Origin of the sequence: Aquihabitans sp. McL0605 (genome assembly GCF_049993875.1) — a bacterium.
In the GTDB taxonomy this organism is placed as follows: Bacteria; Actinomycetota; Acidimicrobiia; order Acidimicrobiales; family Iamiaceae; genus Aquihabitans.
The window spans coordinates 448,782-470,025 of record NZ_CP188252.1; the positions used below are offsets into that span (position 1 = coordinate 448,782).

The following is a 21,244-nucleotide window of genomic DNA, read 5'->3' on the forward strand; positions in this document are numbered from 1 at the left end:
CCGGAGAGATCATGACTGCCAGCACCACCAACGAGAAGCTCCAGGCGTGGGTCGACGAGTGGGCGGAGATCTTCCAGCCCACCGACGTCCACTGGTGCGATGGCTCCGCCGAGGAGTACAACGCGCTGTGTCAGGCCTTGGTCGACGGGGGGACCTTCGAGCGTCTCTCCGACGCCAAGCGGCCCAACAGCTACCTGGCGCTCTCGGATCCGGGCGACGTCGCCCGCGTCGAGGACCGCACCTACATCTGCTCGCTCGACGAGGTCGACGCCGGCCCCACCAACAACTGGCGCGAGCCCAGCGAGATGAAGGACACGCTGCTCGGCCACTACCGGGGTGCCATGGCCGGCCGCACGATGTACGTGGTCCCCTTCTCCATGGGCCCGCTCGGCTCGCCCATCGCCCACATCGGCGTGCAGCTCACCGACTCCCCCTACGTGGCCGTCAGCATGCGCATCATGACCCGCATGGGCCAGGGCGCCCTCGACGTGCTCGGCGCCGACGGCGACTGGGTCAAGTGCCTCCACTCCGTGGGCTACCCCCTCACCGACGGCAAGGCCGACGTGCCGTGGCCGTGCGACGCCGACAACAAGTACATCTCGCACTTCCCCGAGAGCAACGAGATCTGGAGCTACGGCTCGGGCTACGGCGGCAACGCCCTCCTCGGCAAGAAGTGCTTCGCCCTGCGCATCGCCTCCACCATGGCCCGCGACCAGGGCTGGATGGCCGAGCACATGCTCATCGTGGGCATCACCAACCCCGCGGGTGAGAAGAAGTACGTGGCCGGCGCCTTCCCGTCCGCCTGCGGCAAGACCAACATGGCCATGCTCATCCCCACCCTCCCGGGCTGGACGTGCGAGACCATCGGCGACGACATCGCCTGGATGAAGTTCGGCGACGACGGCCGCCTGTACGCCATCAACCCCGAGGCCGGGTTCTTCGGCGTCGCTCCCGGCACCGGCGACGACACCAACCCCAACGCCATCGCCTCGCTGCACGCCAACTCGATCTTCACCAACGTCGCCAAGACCGACGACGGCGACGTGTGGTGGGAGGGCATGACCCCCGAGACCCCCGCCCACCTCGTCGACTGGAAGGGCAAGGACTGGACGCCGGAGTCGGGCTCCCCCGCCGCCCACCCCAACGCCCGCTTCACGGCCCCGGCCGAGCAGTGCCCGTCGATCGACCCCAAGTGGGAGGACCCGGCCGGCGTGCCGATCTCGGCCATCCTCTTCGGCGGCCGCCGCGCCACCAACGTCCCGCTCGTCACCGAGGCCTTCGATTGGCAGCACGGCACGTTCCTCGGCTCCATCATGAGCTCCGAGAAGACCGCCGCCGCCGCCGGCACCATCGGCGAGGTCCGGTTCGACCCCTTCGCCATGCTCCCCTTCATGGGCTACAACGCCGGCGACTACATGCAGCACTGGCTCGACATCGGCAAGGCCACCGACGCCGACAAGCTGCCCAAGCTCTTCTGGGTCAACTGGTTCCGCAAGGGCGAGGACGGCTCGTTCCTGTGGCCCGGGTTCGGCGAGAACAGCCGGGTCCTCAAGTGGGTCCTGGAGCGCGTGTCGGGCGAGGCCGAGGCGGTCGACACCGCCATCGGTCGGGTCCCGCTGCCCGACGGCATCGACACCACCGGCCTCGGCATGTCGCCCGAGCTGCTCGCCGAGCTGCTCAAGGTCGACAACGAGGCGTGGCGGGGTGAGATCCCGCTGATCGAGGAGCACTTCGCCTTCATCGGCGAGCACCTCCCCGCCGAGCTGGCCGACGAGCTGCGCGAGCTCGAGAAGCGCCTGGCCAACTGATCGGGTCGCGGCGCCTCCTGCCGCCGCGGCTTCCTGACACCGAAGGTGCCCGCCCTCCGGGGCGGGCACCTTCGCGTCCGGGGGTCCGTCGGGCTGGTCGGATCACCCGGCGCCTCGACCCGTGCTCCGAGTGGGCCGCGCTCGCCGCCGGCCTGGCGGTCGAGGGGCGCGGGACCGATCCCGAGCTCGGCGCCGCCGCCTTCGCCCTCCCCTGATCCCGGTCACCACCCCCGGGTAGGGTCGATCCTCTCGGCACCGCGTTGGAGGAAGCCATGGCCGTCTCGGCGTACATCCTGATCCAGACCGAGGTCGGCAAGGCCGCCTCGGTGGCCACCGAGGTCCGCTTGATCCCGGGGGTGGTCGCCGCCGACGACGTCACCGGCCCCTACGACGTGGTGGTCCGCGTGGAGGCCCCGTCGATGGACGAGCTCGGCCGCCTGGTGGTCAGCCGCGTCCAGATGCTCGAGGGCATCACCAAGACGACGACGATGCCGGTCGTCAACCTCTGAGCTTCGGTCTCACCGCGGTCCCGCGCACGGCGAGTGGGTCCGGTTCGCGGGTGCCCCGGCTCCCCCGAGGTTCCTGAGGCGACTTGTCAGAGTGTTGCGGTTTGGTTACGGTTCCTCGTATCAACCGTCATGAGGTCGATCGAGACCTGACGCTTCTGCCGCCCTCCCAGGATCCCGCCTCCTCGTGAAGACCCGCTTCGCCTCGCTCGCCCTCGTCGCTCTCGTGCTCGCCGGCGCCGCTTCGGTCACCGCCTGCATGCCGGTGACCCAGACCGATGCCGCCACGACCACCCGAGCCCAGGTGGTCGCCGACGCACGGAGCCTGATCGGGCAGCCGTACAAGACCGGTGGCGAGACGCGAGCCGAGGGTGGCTTCGACTGCTCGGGCCTCACCTACTACTCGTGGCACCACCACGCCGGCGTCGTGCTCCCCCGCACGTCGGCGGCCCAGTACGCCGGCACCACCCGCATCACCAAGGCCCAGCTCCTGCCGGGAGACCTGGTCTTCTACAGCAGCGCCGGCCCCAAGGGTGCCATCAGCCACGTCGCCCTGTACGCGGGCAACGGCAAGATCATCCAGGCCCACAAGCCCGGTGTGCCCGCCAGCGAAGACGATCTGGCCACGTGGTGGACCGGTCACCTCGTGGGCTACGGGCGGGTCGACGTCCCCACCACGTAGGCCGCTGATCGCGTCGGGCACGCCGCCGAGGCGCGCTCAGGGCAAGGTGGCGACGGCCCGCAGGCACAGGCCCATGATGAACAGGCCGCCGAGCCCGTACAGCAGGTACTTCTTGTCGCCGAGCTGGTTGCGGTAGCTGTAGATGATCGCCACCGAGAAGGCGGCCGAGAAGCCGTAGAGCAGGTGGAAGCCGAGGGCGTCCTGGGCGTCCTTGCGGCCCTGGACCAGGATCACGCCCAGGATCACCTGGACGAAGATCGCCACCTCGGCCGCGGCGGTGGCCCACCAGAGGGCCGGCACGCGGAACCGCTCCTGCTTGTGGGCGAGCAGGGCCCAGACCCCGACCAGGGCGTTGGCCACGATGACCACCCAGGCCCACCAGCCGTGGACGTCGCGCACGAGCGCGTTGACAGCCAGGACGAGCACGCCGTCACGCTCGCGCACGCGGCGCGGCGGCACCCAACCGGCGGGCCGCCGTCATGGCGCGATCAGCCGGTGTAGCTGGCAGAGCCGCCCACCGGCACGGCACCGGGAGCCGCATCGGGCTCGTCGCTGACGATGGTGGTGCTGGTGGTGGCCGGCGCGGTGGTGGAGGTGGAGTACGGGGGCGGCGGCGCGAGCGGGGTGTAGATGGTGTCGAGCAGCGCCGAGTCGCAGCCCTGGGGGCCGTTGACCGGGTTGCAGCGGGCCACGGTGCCGCCCGGGATCTCGACGTGGTACGGGCTGGTGAAGCCCACCGCCATGCCGGGGCCCTCGTAGTCGGTGCTCACCCACTGGGCGCCGCTGGCGAGGGCCGCGTCGCGGGGCCCGGTGTCGTTGGCCCGGGCCTCCTTGGTGTCGCCGTCGGCCCGGGTGCGGACCACGTAGCCATCGGTGACGAGCCCCGGGATGCTCGGGTCGCTGGAGTCGTTGCGCTCCACGAAGGCGGCGTCGGGGTCGCCCGGATCGGCGTTGGTGAACAGGTCGCGGCCCTCGAGGTTGGGATGGCCGTCGAGGTAGTTCGTGCGGTAGCCGCCCTTGTTGTCCATGAGGAACAGGAACTTGCCGCGGCTGGCGCCGAGCGTGGGCCACCCGTCGGTGGTGACCGCCTCGTCGAGGGTGGTGTGGCTGCCACGGACGTCGTCGGGGGTGATGAGGTCGCTCGGGTCCATCACCGAGTTGATCTCGTCGTCGATCGAGCCGATGTTGGCGGCGGTCCACTTCTCGGGCGCCACGAAGGTGAAGCCGGGGAAGTCGAGCGGGTCGTCCTTGAGCTCGACGAGCACGGCGATCGGCACGTGGCTCTGGTTGGCGTCGCTCCACGTCTTCATCTGCGTGAGGCAGTCCTTGAAGGTGAGGCACGTGGTGGCGTAGTCGACGTCTTGGATGTGCAGGACCTTGATGCCCGGCTGGTTCATCGCCGGGTCGTACGGGCCCACGCCTGCCACGTTGCGCAGCAACGGATCGGCGTAGCGGCCGCCCGTGGTGTCGAGGTACACGTCGATCTCGACCTGGCGCACCTTGCGGTTCTGGAACTGGGTGCCCAGCGGTTCGTGCTGGTACTCCATGAGGTCGGCGGCGTCGCTGATCACCGAGCGGCGCAGCGCATCCTCGGCCGGCGAGACCATCTTCTTGTACGAGTTGTGGCTGCCGACCACCTGGATCTGGTTCAGGTGCACGTCGTCATCGAGGGCGGCGGGCGCCGCAGGGGCGGTGGGCCGGGAGCTCACGGGCGAGCCCAGGACCAGCACGCCGGCGGCCAGGGCGGCCGTGGCCGCGGCGACGGCGATGTAGCGACGATGACCCATGTGAACGCTCCCCCACAAACAAGTGAACCGGAGGTGGACGTTAGTGCCTGGGTCAACCCACCTCGGTTGCCGCCTCGCTCCCCCGCTGCACCAAGGAGATCGCGCCGTCGCCCGGAGCCACGTCGACCACCGTGACCGATGCGTTGGCCGGGAGGAACGTGGTGACGGCCGGGTCGCCCGTGGCCTCCGACACCACCGCGTTGATGGCGACGAAGTGGGTGAACACCACGAGGTCGTGCTCGACCGTGCGGACCGCCGCGAGGAGCGTTCGGCGCCACGCCTCGACCGCCTCGTCGAGCTGGTCCCAGCGGCCGGCGAGCGCCGACCGGAGCCACCTCTGGCGCAGGGCGAGGTCTTCGGTGGGCGACGGGATCTCCCCGAACGCCCCGTCGATGGCGGCCGGGCGGTTCCAGCGCGCCGCCAGCGGCCCGGCGGTCTCGACGGCCCGCCGCAGGGGCGAGCTCACGATCGGGCGGGGGCTCAGCTCCTGCTGGAGCGCCAGGCCGACCGCGTCGGCCTGGCGGGCACCGAGCAGGTCGAGGCCGGGATCGCGCTCCTCGTCCCAGCCCGCCGCGGCGTGACCGTGGCGCACCAGGTGGAGGCGGGGCACCGGAGGGCGCCTACGCAGCCGGCTTGGGCTGGAACAGCTCGGTGAAGATCGCCGGCGGCTCGCCCTGGTGCCGCTCCTCGACGATGTACCACTCGGGTCCGAACACGAACGTGAAGATCTCGTCGGGCATCGCCGCCATGAAGTGGTCGGGGCCGATCTGGCTGGCGTGCGACAGCATCGAGGCCCGCTTCTGCTTCGTGACCGACGACGAGTCGACCCAGTGCGTGAGGTCTGCTTCGGCCTTGCCGAAGGTGACCGCCGCCGTCACGCCCTCCTCGGCCGTGAGGCCCTCGGGCGGGGTCTCGCTGTCGGGCGGTTCGGGCACCTCCACGCCCATCTCCTCGGCCATGGCCCAGGCCCGCTGGATCAGGTCTCGGTTCATCGTGCCCTGCGCCACCACGGGCACCTCGCACAGCTCGGCCGCCCTCATGCCGACCCGGTGGACCTGGATGTGGTCGGGGTGGCCGTAGCCGCCGTTGTCGTCGTAGATCGTGAGGACGTCGGGGGCCTCCTCCTCGAGGATGGTGGCCAGGCGCCGGGCGGCCTGCTCGACGTCGGCCTGCCAGAAGCACCACGGGACATCGTTGGTGGGCTCGCCCATCATCCCCGAGTCGGTCCAGCCGAGGAACTCCACCCTCGACACGCCCAGCACCTCAGCCGACTTGAACACCTCGGCCGTGCGGCGCAGGGTCAGCTGCTCGCCTTCGGCCAGCACGCCGGGCACCGGTTCGCCCAGCTCACCCCGGGTGCCGAAGACGAGCACGGTCCGGTGACCGGCCGCGGCCGCCAGGGCGAGCGTGCCGCCGCTGGCGATCGACTCGTCGTCGGGGTGGGCGTGGAAGCTGACGATGGTTCCCATCCGGGGCACGCTACCGGCGGATCCGGCGCCGTAGCGCGTCGTCGGAGGAGGGTCAGGCGATGGCCTTCGAGTCCCGGAGCTCGGCGATGCGCTCGGGGCTCACGCCCCACTCGGCCAGCACGTCGTCGGTGTGCTGCCCGGCGTGGGGCGGCGGCCGCTCGATGCTGCCGGGCGTGCGGCTGAACCGCGGCGCCGGGGCCGGCTGGACCAGCCCTGCCACCTCGGTGAAGGTGCCGCGCTCGGCGATGTGGGGGTGCAGCGGCGCTTCGTCCATGGCCAGCACGGGAGCGAAGCACACGTCGGTGTGCTCCATGATCTCGCACCACTGGTCGCGGGTCTTGGTCTTGAACACCTCGGCGAAGCGCACCTTCAGCTCGGGCCAGGCGCTCTTGTCCATCTGCTTGGGCAGCGACTCGGGGTCGATCTCGGTGAGGCGCAGGAGCTCTGCGTAGAACTGCGGCTCGATCGACCCGATCGACACGTACTTGCCGTCGGCGGTCTCGTAGGTGTCGTAGAAGTGGGCGCCGGTGTCGAGCATGTTGGTGCCGCGCTCGTCCTCCCAGATGCCCATGTGCTTGAACGACCACGTCATGGTCATGAGGCTGGCGGCGCCGTCGATCATGGCGGCGTCGATCACCTGGCCCTCACCGGACCGGGCCACCTCGACCAGAGCGGCGCAGACGCCGAAGGCGAGCATCATGCCGCCGCCGCCGAAGTCACCGACCAGGTTGAGCGGCGGGGTGGGCTGCTCGCCGGCTCGGCCCATGGGCTCGAGCGCTCCGGCCAGGGAGATGTAGTTGATGTCGTGCCCGGCGGCCGACGCGTAGGGACCGTCCTGGCCCCAGCCGGTCATGCGGCCGTAGACGAGCTTGGGGTTGCGAGCCAGGCAGACGTCGGGGCCGAGGCCGAGGCGCTCCATCACCCCGGGGCGGTACCCCTCGATGAGCACGTCGGCGCCGGCGATGAGGTCGAGCACGGTGGCGACGCCGTCGGGGTTCTTGAGGTCGACGGCCACCGAGCGCCGACCGCGGGCCAGCAGGTCGGCGGGCGGCTCGGGCGTGGCGCCCTGGCCGAACGCGTTCACGCCCGACGATCGGTCGATGCGGATCACGTCGGCACCCAGGTCGGCCAGGAGCATGGCGCCGTAGGGGCCGGGGCCGATGCCGGCGAGCTCGACGATCTTGATGCCAGAGAGGGGGCCCACGATCAGTTCTCCCGGTGGGTGAGGGCGGTGAGGGTGTCGGCCACGCGCGTCCAGTGGACCTGGGGCAGGTCGTGGGCCATGTCGTCGATCGCCAGGAAGTCGGCCCCGGCGATGAGCTCGGCGGTGCGCTGCCCGCCGGTGAAGTTGACCAGCTGGTCCTGGCGGCCGTGGATGACGAGCGCCGGCAGGTCGAGCCGGGCCAGGCCTTCGGCCCGGGAGCCCGACGCCAAGATGGCGATGAGCTGCCGGCCGGTGCCGGCCGGGTTGTAGCCCCGGTCGTAGGCCTGCTCGGTGAGCGACCGGGCCCGGGCCTCGTCGAAGTGCTCCTGGCACCCGATGGCCCGCATCGTGGCGACGCCGGCCTCGATGGCCCCGTCTCGATCGGCGGCGGGTGGAGCGAGCAGCGTGGCCGCCAGCTCCGGAGACGGCTCGCCCACGCCGGCCTCGCCGGTGGTGGACATGATCGAGGTGAGCGTGCGCACCCGCGTGGGGTGCTCGATGGCGATGGTCTGGGCGATCATCCCGCCCATCGATGCGCCGACGATGTGGGCCGAGTCGATGCCGAGGTGGTCGAGGAGGCCCACGGCATCGGCGGCCATGTCGGACAAGAGGTAGGGCACCTGCGAGGTGTCACCGCCCAGGACGCTCAGGACGGCGGTGCCGACGTCGAGGCCGGGCGTGTCGATCCAGGTGGACTCCCCGATGTCGCGGTTGTCGAAGCGCACGACGTGGTGGCCGCGGGCGACGAGGAGGGCGCAGATCCCGTCGTCCCACATGATCCGCTGGGCGCCCAGGCCCATGATCAGCAGGACGGTGGGATGCGACGGGTCCCCGAACGTCTCGTAGGCGATGTCGATTCCGTTGGCGGGGGCGATGGGCACGCCGGTCATGGTGCCACACTTGACCGCGCGGTCAAGCGTTACCCGAGGGGACGTTCGTCACCCCGCAGCCACGTGGCCGTGGCGGCGTCGAGCCGCTTGGCGCGGTCGCCCACGACGGCCGATCGGAGGGCCTCGTGGAGCGCCTCGACCGTGGCCTCGACGGCATCGGGCACCACCTGGTCGGCGATGCCGAAGCGGACGAGATCAGACGACGTGAGCCGCAGCAGCGGAGCGACCTGGGCCGCCTTCGAGGCATCGCGCTCCAAGATGGCGGCGGCGCCCTCGGGGCCGATCACGGAGAAGATGGCCCCCTCCTGGATGAGCAGCCGGTCGGCCGCGGAGAACGCCTGCGCTCCGCCGCTGCCCCCCTCGCCGACGCACACGGACACGGTGGGCACGGGCACGGTGGCGAGCAGCGCGTGGGTGCGGGCGATCTCGCGGGCGATGCCGGCGTTCTCGGCCTCGGGCGAGACGTCGGCCCCCGGAGTGTCGACGAACGTGAGCACCGGGATGCCGAGCCGCCCGGCCAGCTCGGCCCCGCGGCACGCCAGCGCGTAGCCCGCCGGCCCCGGCGCACCACCGTCCTCCGCGTAGCGGTCCATGGCGATGGCGACGGCGCGCTGGCCGTCGGCCGTGACGAGCGCGACGCGCAGCGCGGGGTCGGTGCCCTCACCCAGCTCGGTCCACGACGTGGTGGCTGCCGCCGCGACCTGGATGCCCGACGCCCGGCCGAGCTGACGGGCGGTGAGCACGGCAGCCCACGCCGGATCGATGGGCTGCTCCGGCGGGGGCGGCTGCCGCGTGGGAACCGGGGGCCGAGGCGCCCGTAGGGGGTGCGCCACGTGACCGAGGGCGCCGAGGACCCAGTCGAGGACGCCGTCGGGATCGACGACCGCGTCGACGATGTGCGCCTCGAGTGCCGTGGCCGCCGAGTGGGAGTGACCATCGACCTGGCGGCCGATCGTCTGCTCGACGACCCGCGGCCCGGCGAAGCCGATCATCGCCCCCGTCTCGGCGATCCGGAGGTCGGTGAGCGACCCGTACGAGGCGAAGACGCCGCCGGTGGTGGGCGACCGGTGCACGGCGATCGACAGCTGACCGGCCAGCTGGTGGCGCCGGACCGCCGCCGCCGTGCGCGAGAGCTGGATCAGCGAGAGCATGCCCTCCTGCATCCGGGCCCCACCCGAACGGGTGACCACCACCACCGGAAGGCCCCGCTGGGTGGCCCGGTCGAACGCCCGCACCACCTTCTCGCCGTGGACCAGGCCCATCGAGCCCCCGACCACCGAGAAATCGCACTCGACGAGCACGAAACCGTCGGCCAGCCCCGTGCGCACCGATTCCCCGTCCATGTGGTCGACGCGTGCCGCGTAGCCCGGGAACCCCAGCGGATCACCGCTGCGGAGGTCGCGATCCCACTCGTCGATGAACCCGGTCAGCATCGGACCAGCCTGCCAGACCACCTGCTCAGGCCTCACAACCCGATCCGCGGCCGCGGCTGCCGAGAACCGCCGAATCCATGGCCCATTGGCATTTACAGCGCCGTAATACAAGGCTTGCCTACGATGCCGATGCCCAGGGCCATCCCAGCGCCCGCCTCATGTCCAGGAGCCCATTCCGTTGCAGACCGTTCGCAAGCACCACCTCGTCGCCGTCGGCCTGGCCGGCGCCCTCCTGTTCGGCACCGCTGCGTGCGGGTCCAGCGGCGGCTCCGACAGCAGCGGAGCGACCACCACCGCCGCCTCCGGCTCCACCAAGGACGCCAAGATCGCCGCGATGGTGCCCTCCAAGCTGACCGACGCCGGCAAGATCGTCGTCGCCGCTGACGCCTCCTACGCCCCCAACGAGTTCTTCGACACCGACAACAAGACGGTGATCGGCATGGATGCCGACCTGGCGAAGGCCCTCGGCGACGTCATGGGCCTCAAGGTCGAGGTCACCAACGCCGGGTTCGACACCATCATCCCGGCCCTCGGCCACCGCTACGACATCGGCATGTCGTCGTTCACCGACAACCTCGAGCGCCAGAAGACGGTCGACTTCGTCGACTACTTCTCGGCCGGCACCTCCTTCTACGTCCCCGCCGGCAAGAACGCCGACCTCACCACCCTCGACTCGCTGTGCGGCCACACGGTCGGCGTCGAGAAGGGCACGACCCAGCAGGACGACGCCACGGCGCAGAGCAAGACCTGCACCAGCGCCGGCAAGGACGCCGTCACCGTCACCTCGTTCCCCGACCAGAGCGGTGCCAACACGGCGCTCGCCTCGGGCCGCGTCGACGTGGTGATGGCCGACAGCCCGGTCGCCGCCTACGCGGTCAAGCAGTCGAACGGGAAGTTCGACCTCGGCGCCAAGGAGTACGGCGACGCCCCGTACGGCATCGCCCTCCCGAAGTCGTCCGAGTACGCCGGCCTCGACAAGGCCATCCAGGCCTCGCTCCAGAAGCTCGACGCCGACGGCACCTACGACGAGATCATGGAGAAGTGGGGCGTCGAGGCCGGCGAGGTCAAGGAGTTCCCCATCAACGGGGCCACCTCCTGAGGCACCCCTAGCCCGAGCGGAAGAACACCACCATCGCGATGACCGAGGTCCCCACGGATCCCACCCCAGCGCCAGAGGCCATCCGGGCAGTGCCCGTGCGCCACCCTGGGCGCTGGGTGTCGGCGGCCATCGTGATGGTGGTGGCCGCCCAGCTCGGCCACTGGCTCTTCACGAACGAAGCCCTGGGCCTCGGCACGGCGTGGAGCTACGTCTTCGACCACACGATCGTGCACGGCGTGATCGTCACGCTCGAGCTGACCGCCATCGCGATGGTCATGGGCATCGTCCTCGGCGTGGTCCTCGCCATCATGCGCCTGTCGAAGAACCCCATCGTGGCGGCGGCGGCATGGGTGTACATCTGGTTCTTCCGCGGCACCCCCGTGCTCGTCCAGCTCCTGTTCTGGTTCAACCTCCCCAGCGTCGTCACCGCCATCTCGGTCGGCATCCCGTTCGGCCCGAGCTGGCTCCCGCAGGACCCCAAGGCGCTCATCACGGCGTTCGCCGCGGCCTGCCTCGGGCTCGGGCTCAACGAGGGCGCCTACATGGCCGAGATCGCCCGGGCCGGCATCTTGTCCGTCGACGAGGGCCAGGACGAGGCGGCCTGCGCCCTGGGCATGAGCCGGCTGCAGACCATGCGCCGGATCATCCTCCCGCAGGCCATGCGGGTGATCATCCCGCCGACGGGCAACGAGACCATCTCGATGCTCAAGACCACGTCGCTCGCCGTGGTCATCGGCGTGCTCGAGCTGCTCGGCACCGCCCAGGCCATCTACGCCCGCACCTACGAGGTCATCCCGCTGCTGCTCACGGCCAGCATCTGGTACCTGTTCATGACCTCGGTGCTGTCGGTCGGCCAGTACTACCTCGAGCGCCGGTTCGCCCGCGGCTCGCTGCGCAACCTGCCTCCGACCCCGCGCCAGCGCCTCCAGTCGATGTGGGCCCAACGGAGCCTGGCCCGATGAGCGACCCGAGCACCCCGATCGCCGCCCCGGCCACCAGCGGCCAGCCCATGGTGAAGGCCGAGGCCGTCCACAAGTGGTTCGGTGCCCTCCAGGTGCTGCGGGGCATCGACCTCGAGGTCGCGCCGCGCGAGGTGATGTGCCTGATCGGCCCGTCCGGCTCCGGCAAGTCCACGTTCCTGCGCTGCATCAACCACCTCGAGAAGGTCGATGCCGGCCGGCTCAGCGTCGATGGCGAGCTCGTCGGCTACCGCGAGCACGGCGACAAGCTCCACGAGCTCGCCGACCGAGAGGTGGCCAAGGCCCGACGGGACATCGGCATGGTGTTCCAGCGCTTCAACCTCTTCCCCCACATGACCGCGCTCGGCAACGTCATGGAGGCACCGCTGAAGGTCCGCAAGGAGCCCAAGGCCGAGGTGCGCGCGCGGGCCGAGCAGCTCCTCGAGCGCGTCGGGCTGTCGGACAAGATGCTCTCGTACCCGACCCAGCTCTCGGGCGGCCAGCAGCAGCGGGTCGCCATCGCCCGGGCCCTGGCCATGAAGCCGAAGCTGATGCTGTTCGACGAGCCCACCTCGGCCCTCGATCCCGAACTGGTCGGCGAGGTGCTCGAGGTCATGCGCGGCCTCGCCGAGGACGGCATGACCATGATCGTCGTCACCCACGAGATGGGCTTCGCCCGCCGGGTGGCCGACCACGTGGTGTTCATGGACGGCGGCGTGGTGTGCGAGCACGGCGCGCCCGCCGACGTCTTGGCCAACCCCTCGACGGCCCGCCTCCAGCAGTTCCTGGAGCAGGTGCTCGAGCACTAGGGAACCCGGACGGCGCTCGCGTCGTCCCAGGGTGGACCGCGCTCGGCGCGGCTGCCATCGATCCGGAGGTCCCACCGTGCCCGCTCCTCGCCCTCGCCTCTCGCGCGCGGCCCTCGCCACCCTCGCCGCCGCCGCAATGGTCCTGCTGGCGTCGTGCTCGCAGGGCGCCGACGCCGAGCGCGCCGCACCTGCCGCCGCTCCCAGGGCGACCAACCGGACCGTGACCGTGAACGCCACCGGGACGTCCAAGGGCGTCCCCGACTCGATGCTCGTGAGCGTGAGCATCGTCAGCGGGGGGCCCAGCGCGGCCGAGGTGCTTACCGACAACAGCCAGCGCACCCAGAGGGTCCTCGACCAGCTGAAGTTCACCGGCGTCGACGACAAGGACGTGTCCACCACCTCCGTCGACCTCGGCCCCACCTACGACAAGAAGGGCAACATCGACGGGTACGCGGCCACGAACTCGTTGCGCATCGCCTTCCGCGACCTCAAGACCGCCGGCGCCAAGCTCGACCTCCTGGTCCAGTCCGGCGACAACCGGGTCCGCGTCGGGTCGGTGCAGCTCGGCTTCAACGAAGACGACGAACTGGTCAGCAGCGCCCGGATCGACGCCGTGAAGCGGGCCCGCGCCCAGGCCGACGAGATGGCCAAGGCCGCCGGGGCCGAGATCGGCCGGGTCCGCACCATCGCCGACGTCGTGCCCCAGGGGCAGGCCGCCTGGGACGGCTACGCCACCAGCGCCAAGCTCTCCGCCGCCGACCAGTCCGTGCCGATCTCCGCCGGCTCGCAGGAGCTGAACGTCGAGGTGAAGGTGGTGTTCGAGCTCAGCTGACCACCAGCCGGAAACGGAACCGGGCCGGGCCTTCGTTCCACATCGGGAAGTTGGTGCCCCAGCAGTTGTCGTGGAGCAGGACGTGGAAGCCGCCCGCCAGGTCGGGCAGCGGTGGGTCGGCGTCGAGCAGGTCGGGTGCGCCAGGGGCCACGAGCGGCGCGTCGACGGTTGCGATGGTGAGACCGCCATCGGGACCGTGGTGGTGCATCCCCTCGCCCACGGCGTGGAGGGCTCGTCCGCCGCGGCGCACCACGTCGAGCGGCGAGATCCGCTGCCCGAGCTTGTCGATCTCCCACCGCTCGGGCTCGGTCACGACGGGAACGAACGAGCACCAGGTGGCCTCGGGCAGGCGGTTGGCCCGCTTCTCGGTCCACCACACCGTCGCCTCGGCGGCGCCGCCCCCGGGGTCGAAGGTCCACCGCACCCAGAGGCGCGCCGGAGCCCCCAACGGGTCGCTCGCCGGCCGCTCGAACGCGAGCTCCACCACCAGCTCGGCCGGCTCGCGCTCCGCCGCCTCGCGGAACCACGCCGACGTCACCTCGGGCCGCCACCTGCCGTGCACGGCGCCGGCGGCATCGATGCCGGGCTTGGTGTTGTCCCAGCGAGCCCAGGCCTCGTCCTCGGGGGCCGGGGTGAGCTGCCCGTAGAAGCGGTCGTAGTCGGACTCGTCGAACGACTGGTACCGGACCAGCCCGAGCGGGTTGTCGACGTCGGCGAGCACGCGCCCCGAGGCGCGGTGGACGAGGTGGCGCACGGCGCCGTCGAGGCCCACGCCGACCGACCACCCCTCGGGCTCCACCACCTCGTCGACGGCGATGCGCCGGAACCCGGCCGCCTCCCGGTCATCGACGAGGGCGATCCAGGGCGCCACCGGCTCCTCCGGCTCGACCGGCGCCACCCCGTCGAGGTACGCCCGCTGCTCGGTCCACGACGCCTCGAACCGGTGGCCCGCGTCGGACCGGCGGACGGCGGTGAGCCCGGCCCGGTCCCACTGGCGATCCTCGGGAAGGGCGACCTTCTGGTCGAGGCCCCACGTGTGCTCGGCGACCAGCAGCAGACGTGCGTCGGTGGCGGCGGTCCGGCCCGGTGCGCGCAGCGCCCGGCGGAACGCGGCCACCTTCTGCGGATCGCTCCCCGCGCCGAACAGCCACGGGTCGCCGATCTCGGCGGTCACCACGGGGAGCGCAGCCACGGCGCCGCTGGCGACGACGGCGCGGGCGAAGGCATCGAGGGTGGACGCCCGGACCTCGGCCCCGGGGTGGCAGGCGCGCAGGTCGGCGTGGGCGGCGAGCACGTCGTCGGCGCTGGGTGGGCCGAGGTTGTCGCCGGCGTGCAGGAAGGCGAGCGCCTCGTCGCAGCCCGGCACCACCACCTCGCCGCCGTAGCCACCCGCCTGGTACGCCACGGTGACCTCCGCGCCATCAGGCGACTGCCACCGGAACACGGACGGCACGTCGGGCACCGGCCAGGCCGGGTTCACCCCGAGGTGCAGCAGCGTGACGCCGGCCTCGGCCAGCAAGGGCACCATCGCCCGGGTGTGCCCCGGGACATCGGTCATCTTCGCCGCCGTGGTGGTGACCCCGAAGCGCCGGTCGAGCCCGCCGCTGATCGCCAGGCCGTGGCGGAACAGCGTGGCGTCGGCCAGCTCCGTGTGGGTGGTGACCGGGAGGGCGTGCCACGCCAGATCGCCCCGGGCCACCGCACCGGCCACCGATGCCGCTCGGGCGGCATCGGGATCGTCGAGCGCGCGCTGGAGGATCCACGACCCCGTCGTCCACACCAGCCGCTCCGGGCCGCCACGAGCACGCAGCGAACCGGCCATCGCCACGGCCCGCGGGAAGAAGTCGGCCAGGTACTGCGCCTCCACCTCCGCGGCCAGCGCCGTGAACCCCAGGTCGAGGTGGGTCTTGGCCACGAGGTGGACCACGCGGATGGGCACGGCGCCACGGTACCGACCCCGCGCGCTCCGTGACGGCCGACACCCTCCGTTCACGTGCGCGGTAAGGTCGCTCGCCCTTCTCTTAGGACCCGTCGGAGGATCCCGTGCGCAAGTTTTGGTCGAACCTGGCCGTTCAGCTCGGCAAGCGAGCCGGGCTCGTCGCCGTCGTCGGCCTGCTGATCACCGGCGTCCTGGGTGCCGGCATCAGCAAGCTCCAGTTCGCCACCGGCCAGGACAGCTACCTGAACAAGGGCGACCAGGTGGCGAAGGACAACGTCAAGTACCAGACGCTGTTCGGCGGCCAGATCATGATCGTGCTGTTCACGATGGACAAGGGCCACACGGTCGCCGACCTCGCCGACCCGGTGAACCGGGCGGCCATCCAGCAGGCCAAGGCCGAGCTGGAGGGCAACCCCCACGTCCTCACCGTGGTCTCCCCCATCGACACGCTGATCTTCAGCCAGAGCTCGCTGCTGCGCTCCCCCGCGGCGCCCACCGTCGACCCCAAGCAGTGGACCCTGGCCGACGCCACCGGCTCCATCGCCAGCCTCGCCGTCGACGAGGCCATGCGGACCGACAAGGACCCGCAGGCGGCCAAGATCCGCAGCGCCGACTTCGCGGCCACCGCGGCGCGCATCAGCCCGTTCACCGACACGCCCACCGAGAGCAAGACGGCGTCGCGCACCCTCTCGAACCCCAAGTGGGTCGACGTGCTCCTCCACGACAACACGGGTGCCATCCGCAAGCCGCTGCGCTCGTCGTTCTTCGACGAGACGCACGCGCAGATGATCGTCCGGCTCAAGGGCAACGCCTCGATCGAGGGCGAGGGTGCCGGCTCCGACGCCGTGTTCGCGGCCTGGCAGAAGCACAGCATCGCCCAGGGCGACCCCCTGCCGTCGAGCACCTCCACCAAGGTGGTCAAGTGCGAGACCGATGGCGGCTGCACCCTCGGCACCATCACCAACGGCAGCACCCTCGTCACCGGCGCACCCGTCCTGCTGAAGGACATCAACGACTACCTGCGCGGCGGCATCCTCTCGCTCGGTGCCATCGCCATCGCCATCATGATGATCATCCTGCTGATCTTCTTCCAGGTGCGCTGGCGGCTGCTGCCCCTCGCCGTGGTGCTCGTCGGCGTGATCTGGGCGTTCGGCATGGCGGGCTGGATCGGCATCCCCCTGTCCATCGTCACCATCTCGGGCCTACCGGTGATGCTCGGCGTCGGCATCGACTACGCGATCCAGATGCACGCGCGCATCGAGGAGGAGGTGGTGATCGACAGAGCGACGCACCCGATCCAGGAGACCGCGCGGAACCTCGGCCCGGCCCTCCTGGTCGTCACGTTCGACGCCATCTTCGCCTTCGCCGCCCTGCGGTTCGCCAAGGTGCCGATGATCCGCGACTTCGCCCTCCTGCTGTGCCTGGGCATCGCCCTCATCTGCCTCTGCTCGATCATCATGCCGCTGGCCGTCCTCGGCATCCGCGAGTACAAGTCGCCCACCACCGGCCGCGACTTCCGCGAGGGCTACCTCGGCCGCCTGACCCTCTGGCTCGGCGACCTGCCCACCGGCCTCGCCCCGTACCTGATCGTCGGCAGCCTCATCATCTTCATCGGCGGCGCCGCCGTCGAGAGCAAGCTCACGCTGCAGACCGACCCGATCCAGTGGGTCAACCAGCACAGCCAGCACCGCAAGGACGTGGCCACGCTCGAGAAGCGGACCGACGCATCGAGCGAGCTCGGCATCTTCGTCACCTCCGACAACGGCAAGGAGCTGCTCCCCGACGTCGTCTACAAGGGCGCCGACGCCACCGGCACGCCCTGCTTCTCCGGCACCTACCCCGACCCCGTCAAGTACGTGGTCAGCGACGGCTGCTACACCAAGGAAGAAGCGGCGAAGATGACCCGCGACGACAAGACGATGGTGTGGCTCGAGACGTTCACCACCGATGCGCTCGAGCGCTACCACGACAAGCTGCTCGTGGGCTCGAGCATCCTCAGCCCCCTCGCCGACCTCACCGACGTCAAGGGGGCCCAGAACATCACGCCGCCCTCGGCCCTGGTCCGGGCGTCGTACGAGTCGGCGCCCGCCTCGGTCCAGAAGCTCACGGTCACCCCAGACCTCGAGGCGCTCAACCTGCTGTTCATCACCAAGCCCGGCGATCTCGGCGCCCGCTCCGACATGATCGACGAGATGCGCCAGCGCTTCACCGTGGCGGCGCCGCGGGGCAACGAGCCGCCCGCCGGCGTGTCCGCCACGCCGTCCGGCCTGGCCGTGGTGGGTGTGGGCCTGTTGAAGAACCTCGAATCGAACCGGGTGCAGCTCACGTACCTGTCGATCTTCTTCGTCTTCGCCTTCTTGACCATCCGGCTCCGGAGCCTCGTGCGGTCGCTGCTCTCGCTGGTCCCCGTGCTCATCGCCGTGGGCCTGGCCTCGCTGGTGGCGTTCACCTTCAGCCTCAAGCTGAGCCCGATGACGGCGGTGGGCGGTCCGCTCGTGATCGCGGTCTGCACGGAGTTCACGTCCCTCATCATCCTGAGGTTCCTCGAGGAACGCGGGAGAGGGTTCAGTCCGCGCGCCGCGGCCGAGATCACCGCCACCCGCACCGGACGGGCGTTCATCGTGTCGGGCATGACCGCGGTCGTCGGCGTGGCCGTCATCGCCACCTCGTCGCTCCCGCTGCTCCGAGACTTCGGCCTCATCGTCGCCATGAACGTGGTGGTGGCGCTGCTGTCCGCCCTCATCATCCTGCCCCCGATCCTGGTGTGGGCCGAGGAGCGGGGCTGGGTGTCCAAGGGCATGATCGATCCCGCCCAGCTCGGCAACAAGGATCGCGACGAGGAGCACCCCACCGAGGACCTGGCCACCAAGGTCGGCTCGTCCGACCTCTCGGGCGAGCCCGACCCCACGCCCGCCTGATCCCTCGTTCTGGCCCCGCCGTCCTGGCGTGGTTCCGCGTCGCTCGGCGACGAGGAGCCGCGCCAGGACGAGGGTTGCGCCCTCAGCCGGTGTTGCGGAGCCCGGCGGCGATGCCGTTGACCGTGAGCAGCAGCGACCGGAGCAGGGCCGGGTCGATCTCGTCGCCGGCACCCAGGGCCCAGCGGTGGCGGGCCAGCAGCTCGATCTGGAGCTGGTGCAGCGGGAGCAGGTAGCGGTCGCGCACGGCCAGCGTGCGCTGCAGCAGCGGCTGGCCGTCGAGCAGACGGGTCTCACCGGTGAGGCGCAGCACCTCGGCCACCGTCCGGTCGTGCTCGTGGACGATGACGTCGAGCAGGCGGTGACCCCGCTCGTCGACGAGCCGCTCCACGTAGCGGCGGCTGATCGACAGGTCGGTCTTGGCCAGCGTCATCTCCACGTTCGAGAGGAACGTGCGGAACCAGAACCAGCGCTCGAGCATCTCCTCCAGCGGATGACCCGCGGCCCGGGCGGCCGCCAGCCCCGTGCCCAGCCCGAACCAGCCCGGCACGATCTGGCGCGACTGGGTCCAGCCGAAGACCCAGGGGATGGCGCGCAGGCCGCTGAGCCCGGCCCCCGCATCGGGGCGGCGGGCCGGGCGCGACCCGATGTTGAGCGACGCGAGCAGCTCGGTGGGCGTCGTCGCCAAGAAGTAGGCGGGGAGCTCCGGGTCCTCCACGAGGCGGCGGTACGCGGCCTGCGACGCGTCGCTGACCACGTCCATCGCCCCGTCCCACCGGGCCAGGGCATCGGCAGGCAGGCGCGGGGTCCGGTGGAGGACGGTCGCCTGCACCACCGCGGCCACGGTGAGCTCCAGGTTCTCGCGGGCCAGGGTGGGCAGCAGGTACTTGTCGCTGATCACCTCGCCCTGCTCGGTGACCTTGATGGCCCCGTCGAGGGTCGCCCACGGCTGCGCCAGGACGGCGTCGTGGGTCGGTCCCCCACCCCGGCCGACGGTCCCACCCCGGCCGTGGAACAGCGTGAGGCGGACGCCGTGGCGGGCGGCGACGTCGCGCAGGGCCCGCTGCGCTTGGTGGATCTCCCACTGGCTGGTGGCGATGCCGGCGTCCTTGTTGGAGTCGGAGTAGCCGAGCATCACCTCCTGCACGCCGCCGCGGGCGGTCACGATGGCTCGGTACTCGGGCACCTGCAGCAGCTGGTCGAGGATCTCGCCCGACGACCGGAGCTCCTGGACCTGTTCCAGCAGCGGCACGAACCCGATCCGGGCGACCCCGCGGTGGACGTCGACGAGACCGGCCTCGCGGGCCAGGACCACTGCCGCCAGGAGGTCGTCGACGCCCTGCGTCATCGACACGATGTACGTCTCGATCGCCTCGGGCCCGAACCGGTCGAGCGCCTCGCGGATGGTGGTGAAGGTGGCGAGGGTCCGCGCCGCGCCGCCCTCCAACGCGGTGCTGGGGCCCGACAGCGGCCGGTGCCCGGCCAGCTCCCGGGCGAGCAGCGCCGTCCGCTCGCCCCGCTCGAGCTCCCCGTAGGGCCGGTACGGCTCGCCGAGGGGCGCGTACAGCGCCGCCAACGCGCGGTGGTGGGCCTCGGCGTGCTCTCGGACGTCGAGGGTGGCGAGGTGGATCCCCGTCGCCGCCACCGTGCGCACGGTCCGGGCGGCCAGGCCGGCCACCAGCGGGCCGCCGTGGTCGAGGAGCGACCGGTGCAGGCGGTCGAGGTCGGCCACCAGCACCGACGACCCCTGGTAGTCGAGGCCCGGTCGGTGGTCGGTCCCCCGAGCCAGGCGGGTGCGGGTGCGTCCGAGCTTGGCGCGGATGCAGGTGAGCTCGAGCCGGTAGGGCTCCTCGGCGTTGAGGCGCCGGTAGCGCTCGGCCACCTCCGGCAGGGCCTCGAGGTTCGCGGCCAGGTGCGCGGCCAGCTCGTCGGAGACCCCGGCGACGACCGACGAGACGCCCAGATCCTCGATCAGCCGGTCGACGAGGGCCTCGGCTGCCGCGATCCCGTGCTCGTGCTGGAGGTGGAGCACCTCCATCGTGAGCTCGGGGGTGACGTTCGGGTTGCCGTCGCGATCGCCACCGATCCACGAGCCGAACGTGAGCGGCCGGTCCGCGGTCCCGATCTCCACCCCGAGCCCGTGGAGCGTCCGAGCCAGGTCGTCGAGCACGTCGACCAGCCCGCCGCGCTGCAGGTCCTCCAGGTGGAACAGGGCGTTGCGCGCCTCATCGAGCGGATCGGGTCGGGCCCGCCGGAGCTCATCGGTGAGCCACACCAGATCGATGATCCGGGCCAGCTCGGCATCGGTCTCGCCCCGGGTCAGCGGACCTCCCGTGGTGGCCAGCTCCGCCGCCTCCCGGTCGAGGAGCTCGGCCACGGCCCGCAGCTTCGTGAGGATGGATCGGCGCGCCGCCTCGGTGGGGTGGGCGGTGAACACGGGGCGCACGGCGAGCGCCTCGGCCAGGCCGCTCAGGTCGACCACTACCTGCTGCTGCCGTTCGGCGATGAGCCGAGCCGTCTCGGCGAGCGAGCCGCCGGCCGTCGACCGCTCGGTGCGCAGGGCCCGGCCGCGGTGGACCTGCTCCGCCACGTTCGCCAGGTGGAAGAAGGCGTTGAACGCCCGGACCAGGTGCCCCGCCTCGACCGGATCGACGTCTCGCAGCAGCGCCGCCGCCGCACCCGGATCGGTCCGCGTCAGCCGACGGACGTCCTCGACCCGGTCGAGGAGGTCGGGCCCGACCTGGCGGACGAGCGACTGCCCCAGCAGCCCGCCGAGGCGGCGGATGTCGGCGCGGAGGGCCTGGTCGTCGGCCTCCTCGGCGAACAGGTCGCCCGTGGCGCCACGCCGGTGCGCATCGGGGACCATGAGCCCGTCGGGCGGATCGTCGTCGTAGCGGGCAGATGCCATCCCC

At 71.4% G+C, this 21,244-nt stretch carries 17 protein-coding genes; 8 read left to right on the top strand and 9 right to left on the bottom strand.

Features of this window, described 5'->3' with window-relative positions; all coding sequences use genetic code 11:
• Nucleotides 1-11 precede the first annotated feature (11 nt).
• The 3 genes from ACPPVX_RS02085 (at nucleotide 12) to ACPPVX_RS02095 (ending at nucleotide 2,996) form a co-directional block, all read left to right on the top strand.
• Nucleotides 12-1,808, top strand: coding sequence for a phosphoenolpyruvate carboxykinase (GTP) (locus ACPPVX_RS02085; protein WP_426573226.1), 1,797 nt, complete (start codon nucleotides 12-14; stop codon nucleotides 1,806-1,808).
• 272 nt (nucleotides 1,809-2,080) lie between these two features.
• Entirely contained in the window at nucleotides 2,081-2,317 is a 237-nt protein-coding gene (locus ACPPVX_RS02090; RefSeq protein WP_426573227.1) for an Lrp/AsnC family transcriptional regulator, read from the top strand.
• A 184-nt stretch (nucleotides 2,318-2,501) separates the two neighbouring features.
• Nucleotides 2,502-2,996, top strand: a complete 495-nt coding sequence (locus tag ACPPVX_RS02095) for an NlpC/P60 family protein (protein WP_426573228.1) — start codon at nucleotides 2,502-2,504, stop codon at nucleotides 2,994-2,996.
• Nucleotides 2,997-3,032: 36 nt separating this feature from the next.
• Here ACPPVX_RS02095 and ACPPVX_RS02100 read toward each other — a convergent pair whose 3' ends face one another.
• The 7 genes from ACPPVX_RS02100 to ACPPVX_RS02130 form a co-directional block, all read right to left on the bottom strand.
• Nucleotides 3,033-3,422, bottom strand: a complete 390-nt coding sequence (locus ACPPVX_RS02100; RefSeq protein ID WP_426573229.1) for a hypothetical protein — start codon at nucleotides 3,420-3,422, stop codon at nucleotides 3,033-3,035.
• 62 nt (nucleotides 3,423-3,484) lie between these two features.
• On the bottom strand, nucleotides 3,485-4,783 hold the full coding sequence (locus ACPPVX_RS02105; RefSeq protein ID WP_426573230.1) for a phosphatidylinositol-specific phospholipase C1-like protein: 1,299 nt from the start codon (nucleotides 4,781-4,783) through the stop codon (nucleotides 3,485-3,487).
• Between the two features lie 52 nt (nucleotides 4,784-4,835).
• Nucleotides 4,836-5,393 (bottom strand): histidine phosphatase family protein, encoded by a 558-nt coding sequence (locus tag ACPPVX_RS02110; protein WP_426573231.1) that lies wholly within the window; start codon nucleotides 5,391-5,393, stop codon nucleotides 4,836-4,838.
• A gap of 10 nt (nucleotides 5,394-5,403) precedes the next feature.
• Nucleotides 5,404-6,252, bottom strand: coding sequence for a PIG-L family deacetylase (locus tag ACPPVX_RS02115; RefSeq protein WP_426573232.1), 849 nt, complete (start codon nucleotides 6,250-6,252; stop codon nucleotides 5,404-5,406).
• Nucleotides 6,253-6,304: 52 nt separating this feature from the next.
• The gene (locus tag ACPPVX_RS02120) at nucleotides 6,305-7,462 is read right to left on the bottom strand and encodes a CaiB/BaiF CoA transferase family protein (RefSeq protein ID WP_426574977.1); all 1,158 of its coding nucleotides are present in this window, start codon (nucleotides 7,460-7,462) and stop codon (nucleotides 6,305-6,307) included.
• Entirely contained in the window at nucleotides 7,459-8,346 is an 888-nt protein-coding gene (locus ACPPVX_RS02125; RefSeq protein ID WP_426573233.1) for an alpha/beta fold hydrolase, read from the bottom strand. Before ACPPVX_RS02125 ends, ACPPVX_RS02120 begins: the two co-directional genes overlap by 4 nt.
• 29 nt (nucleotides 8,347-8,375) lie before the next feature.
• Entirely contained in the window at nucleotides 8,376-9,779 is a 1,404-nt protein-coding gene (locus ACPPVX_RS02130; RefSeq protein ID WP_426573234.1) for a carboxyl transferase domain-containing protein, read from the bottom strand.
• Between the two features lie 178 nt (nucleotides 9,780-9,957).
• Here ACPPVX_RS02130 and ACPPVX_RS02135 point away from each other — a divergent pair, with 178 nt between their 5' ends.
• The 4 genes from ACPPVX_RS02135 to ACPPVX_RS02150 all read left to right on the top strand — a co-directional run bounded on the left by ACPPVX_RS02135 (nucleotide 9,958) and on the right by ACPPVX_RS02150 (nucleotide 13,478).
• Nucleotides 9,958-10,878, top strand: coding sequence for an ABC transporter substrate-binding protein (locus tag ACPPVX_RS02135; protein ID WP_426573235.1), 921 nt, complete (start codon nucleotides 9,958-9,960; stop codon nucleotides 10,876-10,878).
• Between the two features lie 38 nt (nucleotides 10,879-10,916).
• Nucleotides 10,917-11,840, top strand: a complete 924-nt coding sequence (locus ACPPVX_RS02140; RefSeq protein ID WP_426573236.1) for an amino acid ABC transporter permease — start codon at nucleotides 10,917-10,919, stop codon at nucleotides 11,838-11,840.
• Entirely contained in the window at nucleotides 11,837-12,646 is an 810-nt protein-coding gene (locus ACPPVX_RS02145; RefSeq protein ID WP_426573237.1) for an amino acid ABC transporter ATP-binding protein, read from the top strand. Before ACPPVX_RS02140 ends, ACPPVX_RS02145 begins: the two co-directional genes overlap by 4 nt.
• 76 nt (nucleotides 12,647-12,722) lie before the next feature.
• A complete protein-coding gene (locus tag ACPPVX_RS02150) occupies nucleotides 12,723-13,478 on the top strand; it encodes an SIMPL domain-containing protein (protein WP_426573238.1) in 756 nt (251 codons plus the stop codon).
• Here the strand turns inward: ACPPVX_RS02150 and ACPPVX_RS02155 are convergent.
• On the bottom strand, nucleotides 13,471-15,417 hold the full coding sequence (locus ACPPVX_RS02155; protein WP_426573239.1) for a DUF5054 domain-containing protein: 1,947 nt from the start codon (nucleotides 15,415-15,417) through the stop codon (nucleotides 13,471-13,473). The two genes, ACPPVX_RS02150 and ACPPVX_RS02155, sit on opposite strands and share 8 nt — an antisense overlap.
• Before the next feature lie 104 nt (nucleotides 15,418-15,521).
• Here ACPPVX_RS02155 and ACPPVX_RS02160 point away from each other — a divergent pair, with 104 nt between their 5' ends.
• Nucleotides 15,522-18,335, top strand: coding sequence for an efflux RND transporter permease subunit (locus ACPPVX_RS02160; protein WP_426573240.1), 2,814 nt, complete (start codon nucleotides 15,522-15,524; stop codon nucleotides 18,333-18,335).
• A gap of 82 nt (nucleotides 18,336-18,417) precedes the next feature.
• On the opposite strand, the gene ppc is transcribed toward ACPPVX_RS02160, so the two are convergent.
• On the bottom strand, nucleotides 18,418-21,198 hold the full coding sequence (ppc, locus tag ACPPVX_RS02165; RefSeq protein WP_426574978.1) for a phosphoenolpyruvate carboxylase: 2,781 nt from the start codon (nucleotides 21,196-21,198) through the stop codon (nucleotides 18,418-18,420).
• Nucleotides 21,199-21,244 lie beyond the last annotated feature (46 nt).

Bases quoted from the DNA above. Each gene is read 5' to 3' on its own strand.
- ppc (WP_426574978.1), bottom strand. From the start codon at position 21,198: ATGGTCCCCGATGCGCACCGGCGTGGCGCCACGGGCGACCTGTTCGCC.
- ACPPVX_RS02125 (WP_426573233.1), bottom strand. From the start codon at position 8,346: ATGACCGGCGTGCCCATCGCCCCCGCCAACGGAATCGACATCGCCTAC.
- ACPPVX_RS02130 (WP_426573234.1), bottom strand. From the start codon at position 9,779: ATGCTGACCGGGTTCATCGACGAGTGGGATCGCGACCTCCGCAGCGGT.
- ACPPVX_RS02085 (WP_426573226.1), top strand. From the start codon at position 12: ATGACTGCCAGCACCACCAACGAGAAGCTCCAGGCGTGGGTCGACGAG.
- ACPPVX_RS02105 (WP_426573230.1), bottom strand. From the start codon at position 4,783: ATGGGTCATCGTCGCTACATCGCCGTCGCCGCGGCCACGGCCGCCCTG.
- ACPPVX_RS02145 (WP_426573237.1), top strand. From the start codon at position 11,837: ATGAGCGACCCGAGCACCCCGATCGCCGCCCCGGCCACCAGCGGCCAG.
- ACPPVX_RS02140 (WP_426573236.1), top strand. From the start codon at position 10,917: ATGACCGAGGTCCCCACGGATCCCACCCCAGCGCCAGAGGCCATCCGG.
- ACPPVX_RS02090 (WP_426573227.1), top strand. From the start codon at position 2,081: ATGGCCGTCTCGGCGTACATCCTGATCCAGACCGAGGTCGGCAAGGCC.
- ACPPVX_RS02115 (WP_426573232.1), bottom strand. From the start codon at position 6,252: ATGGGAACCATCGTCAGCTTCCACGCCCACCCCGACGACGAGTCGATC.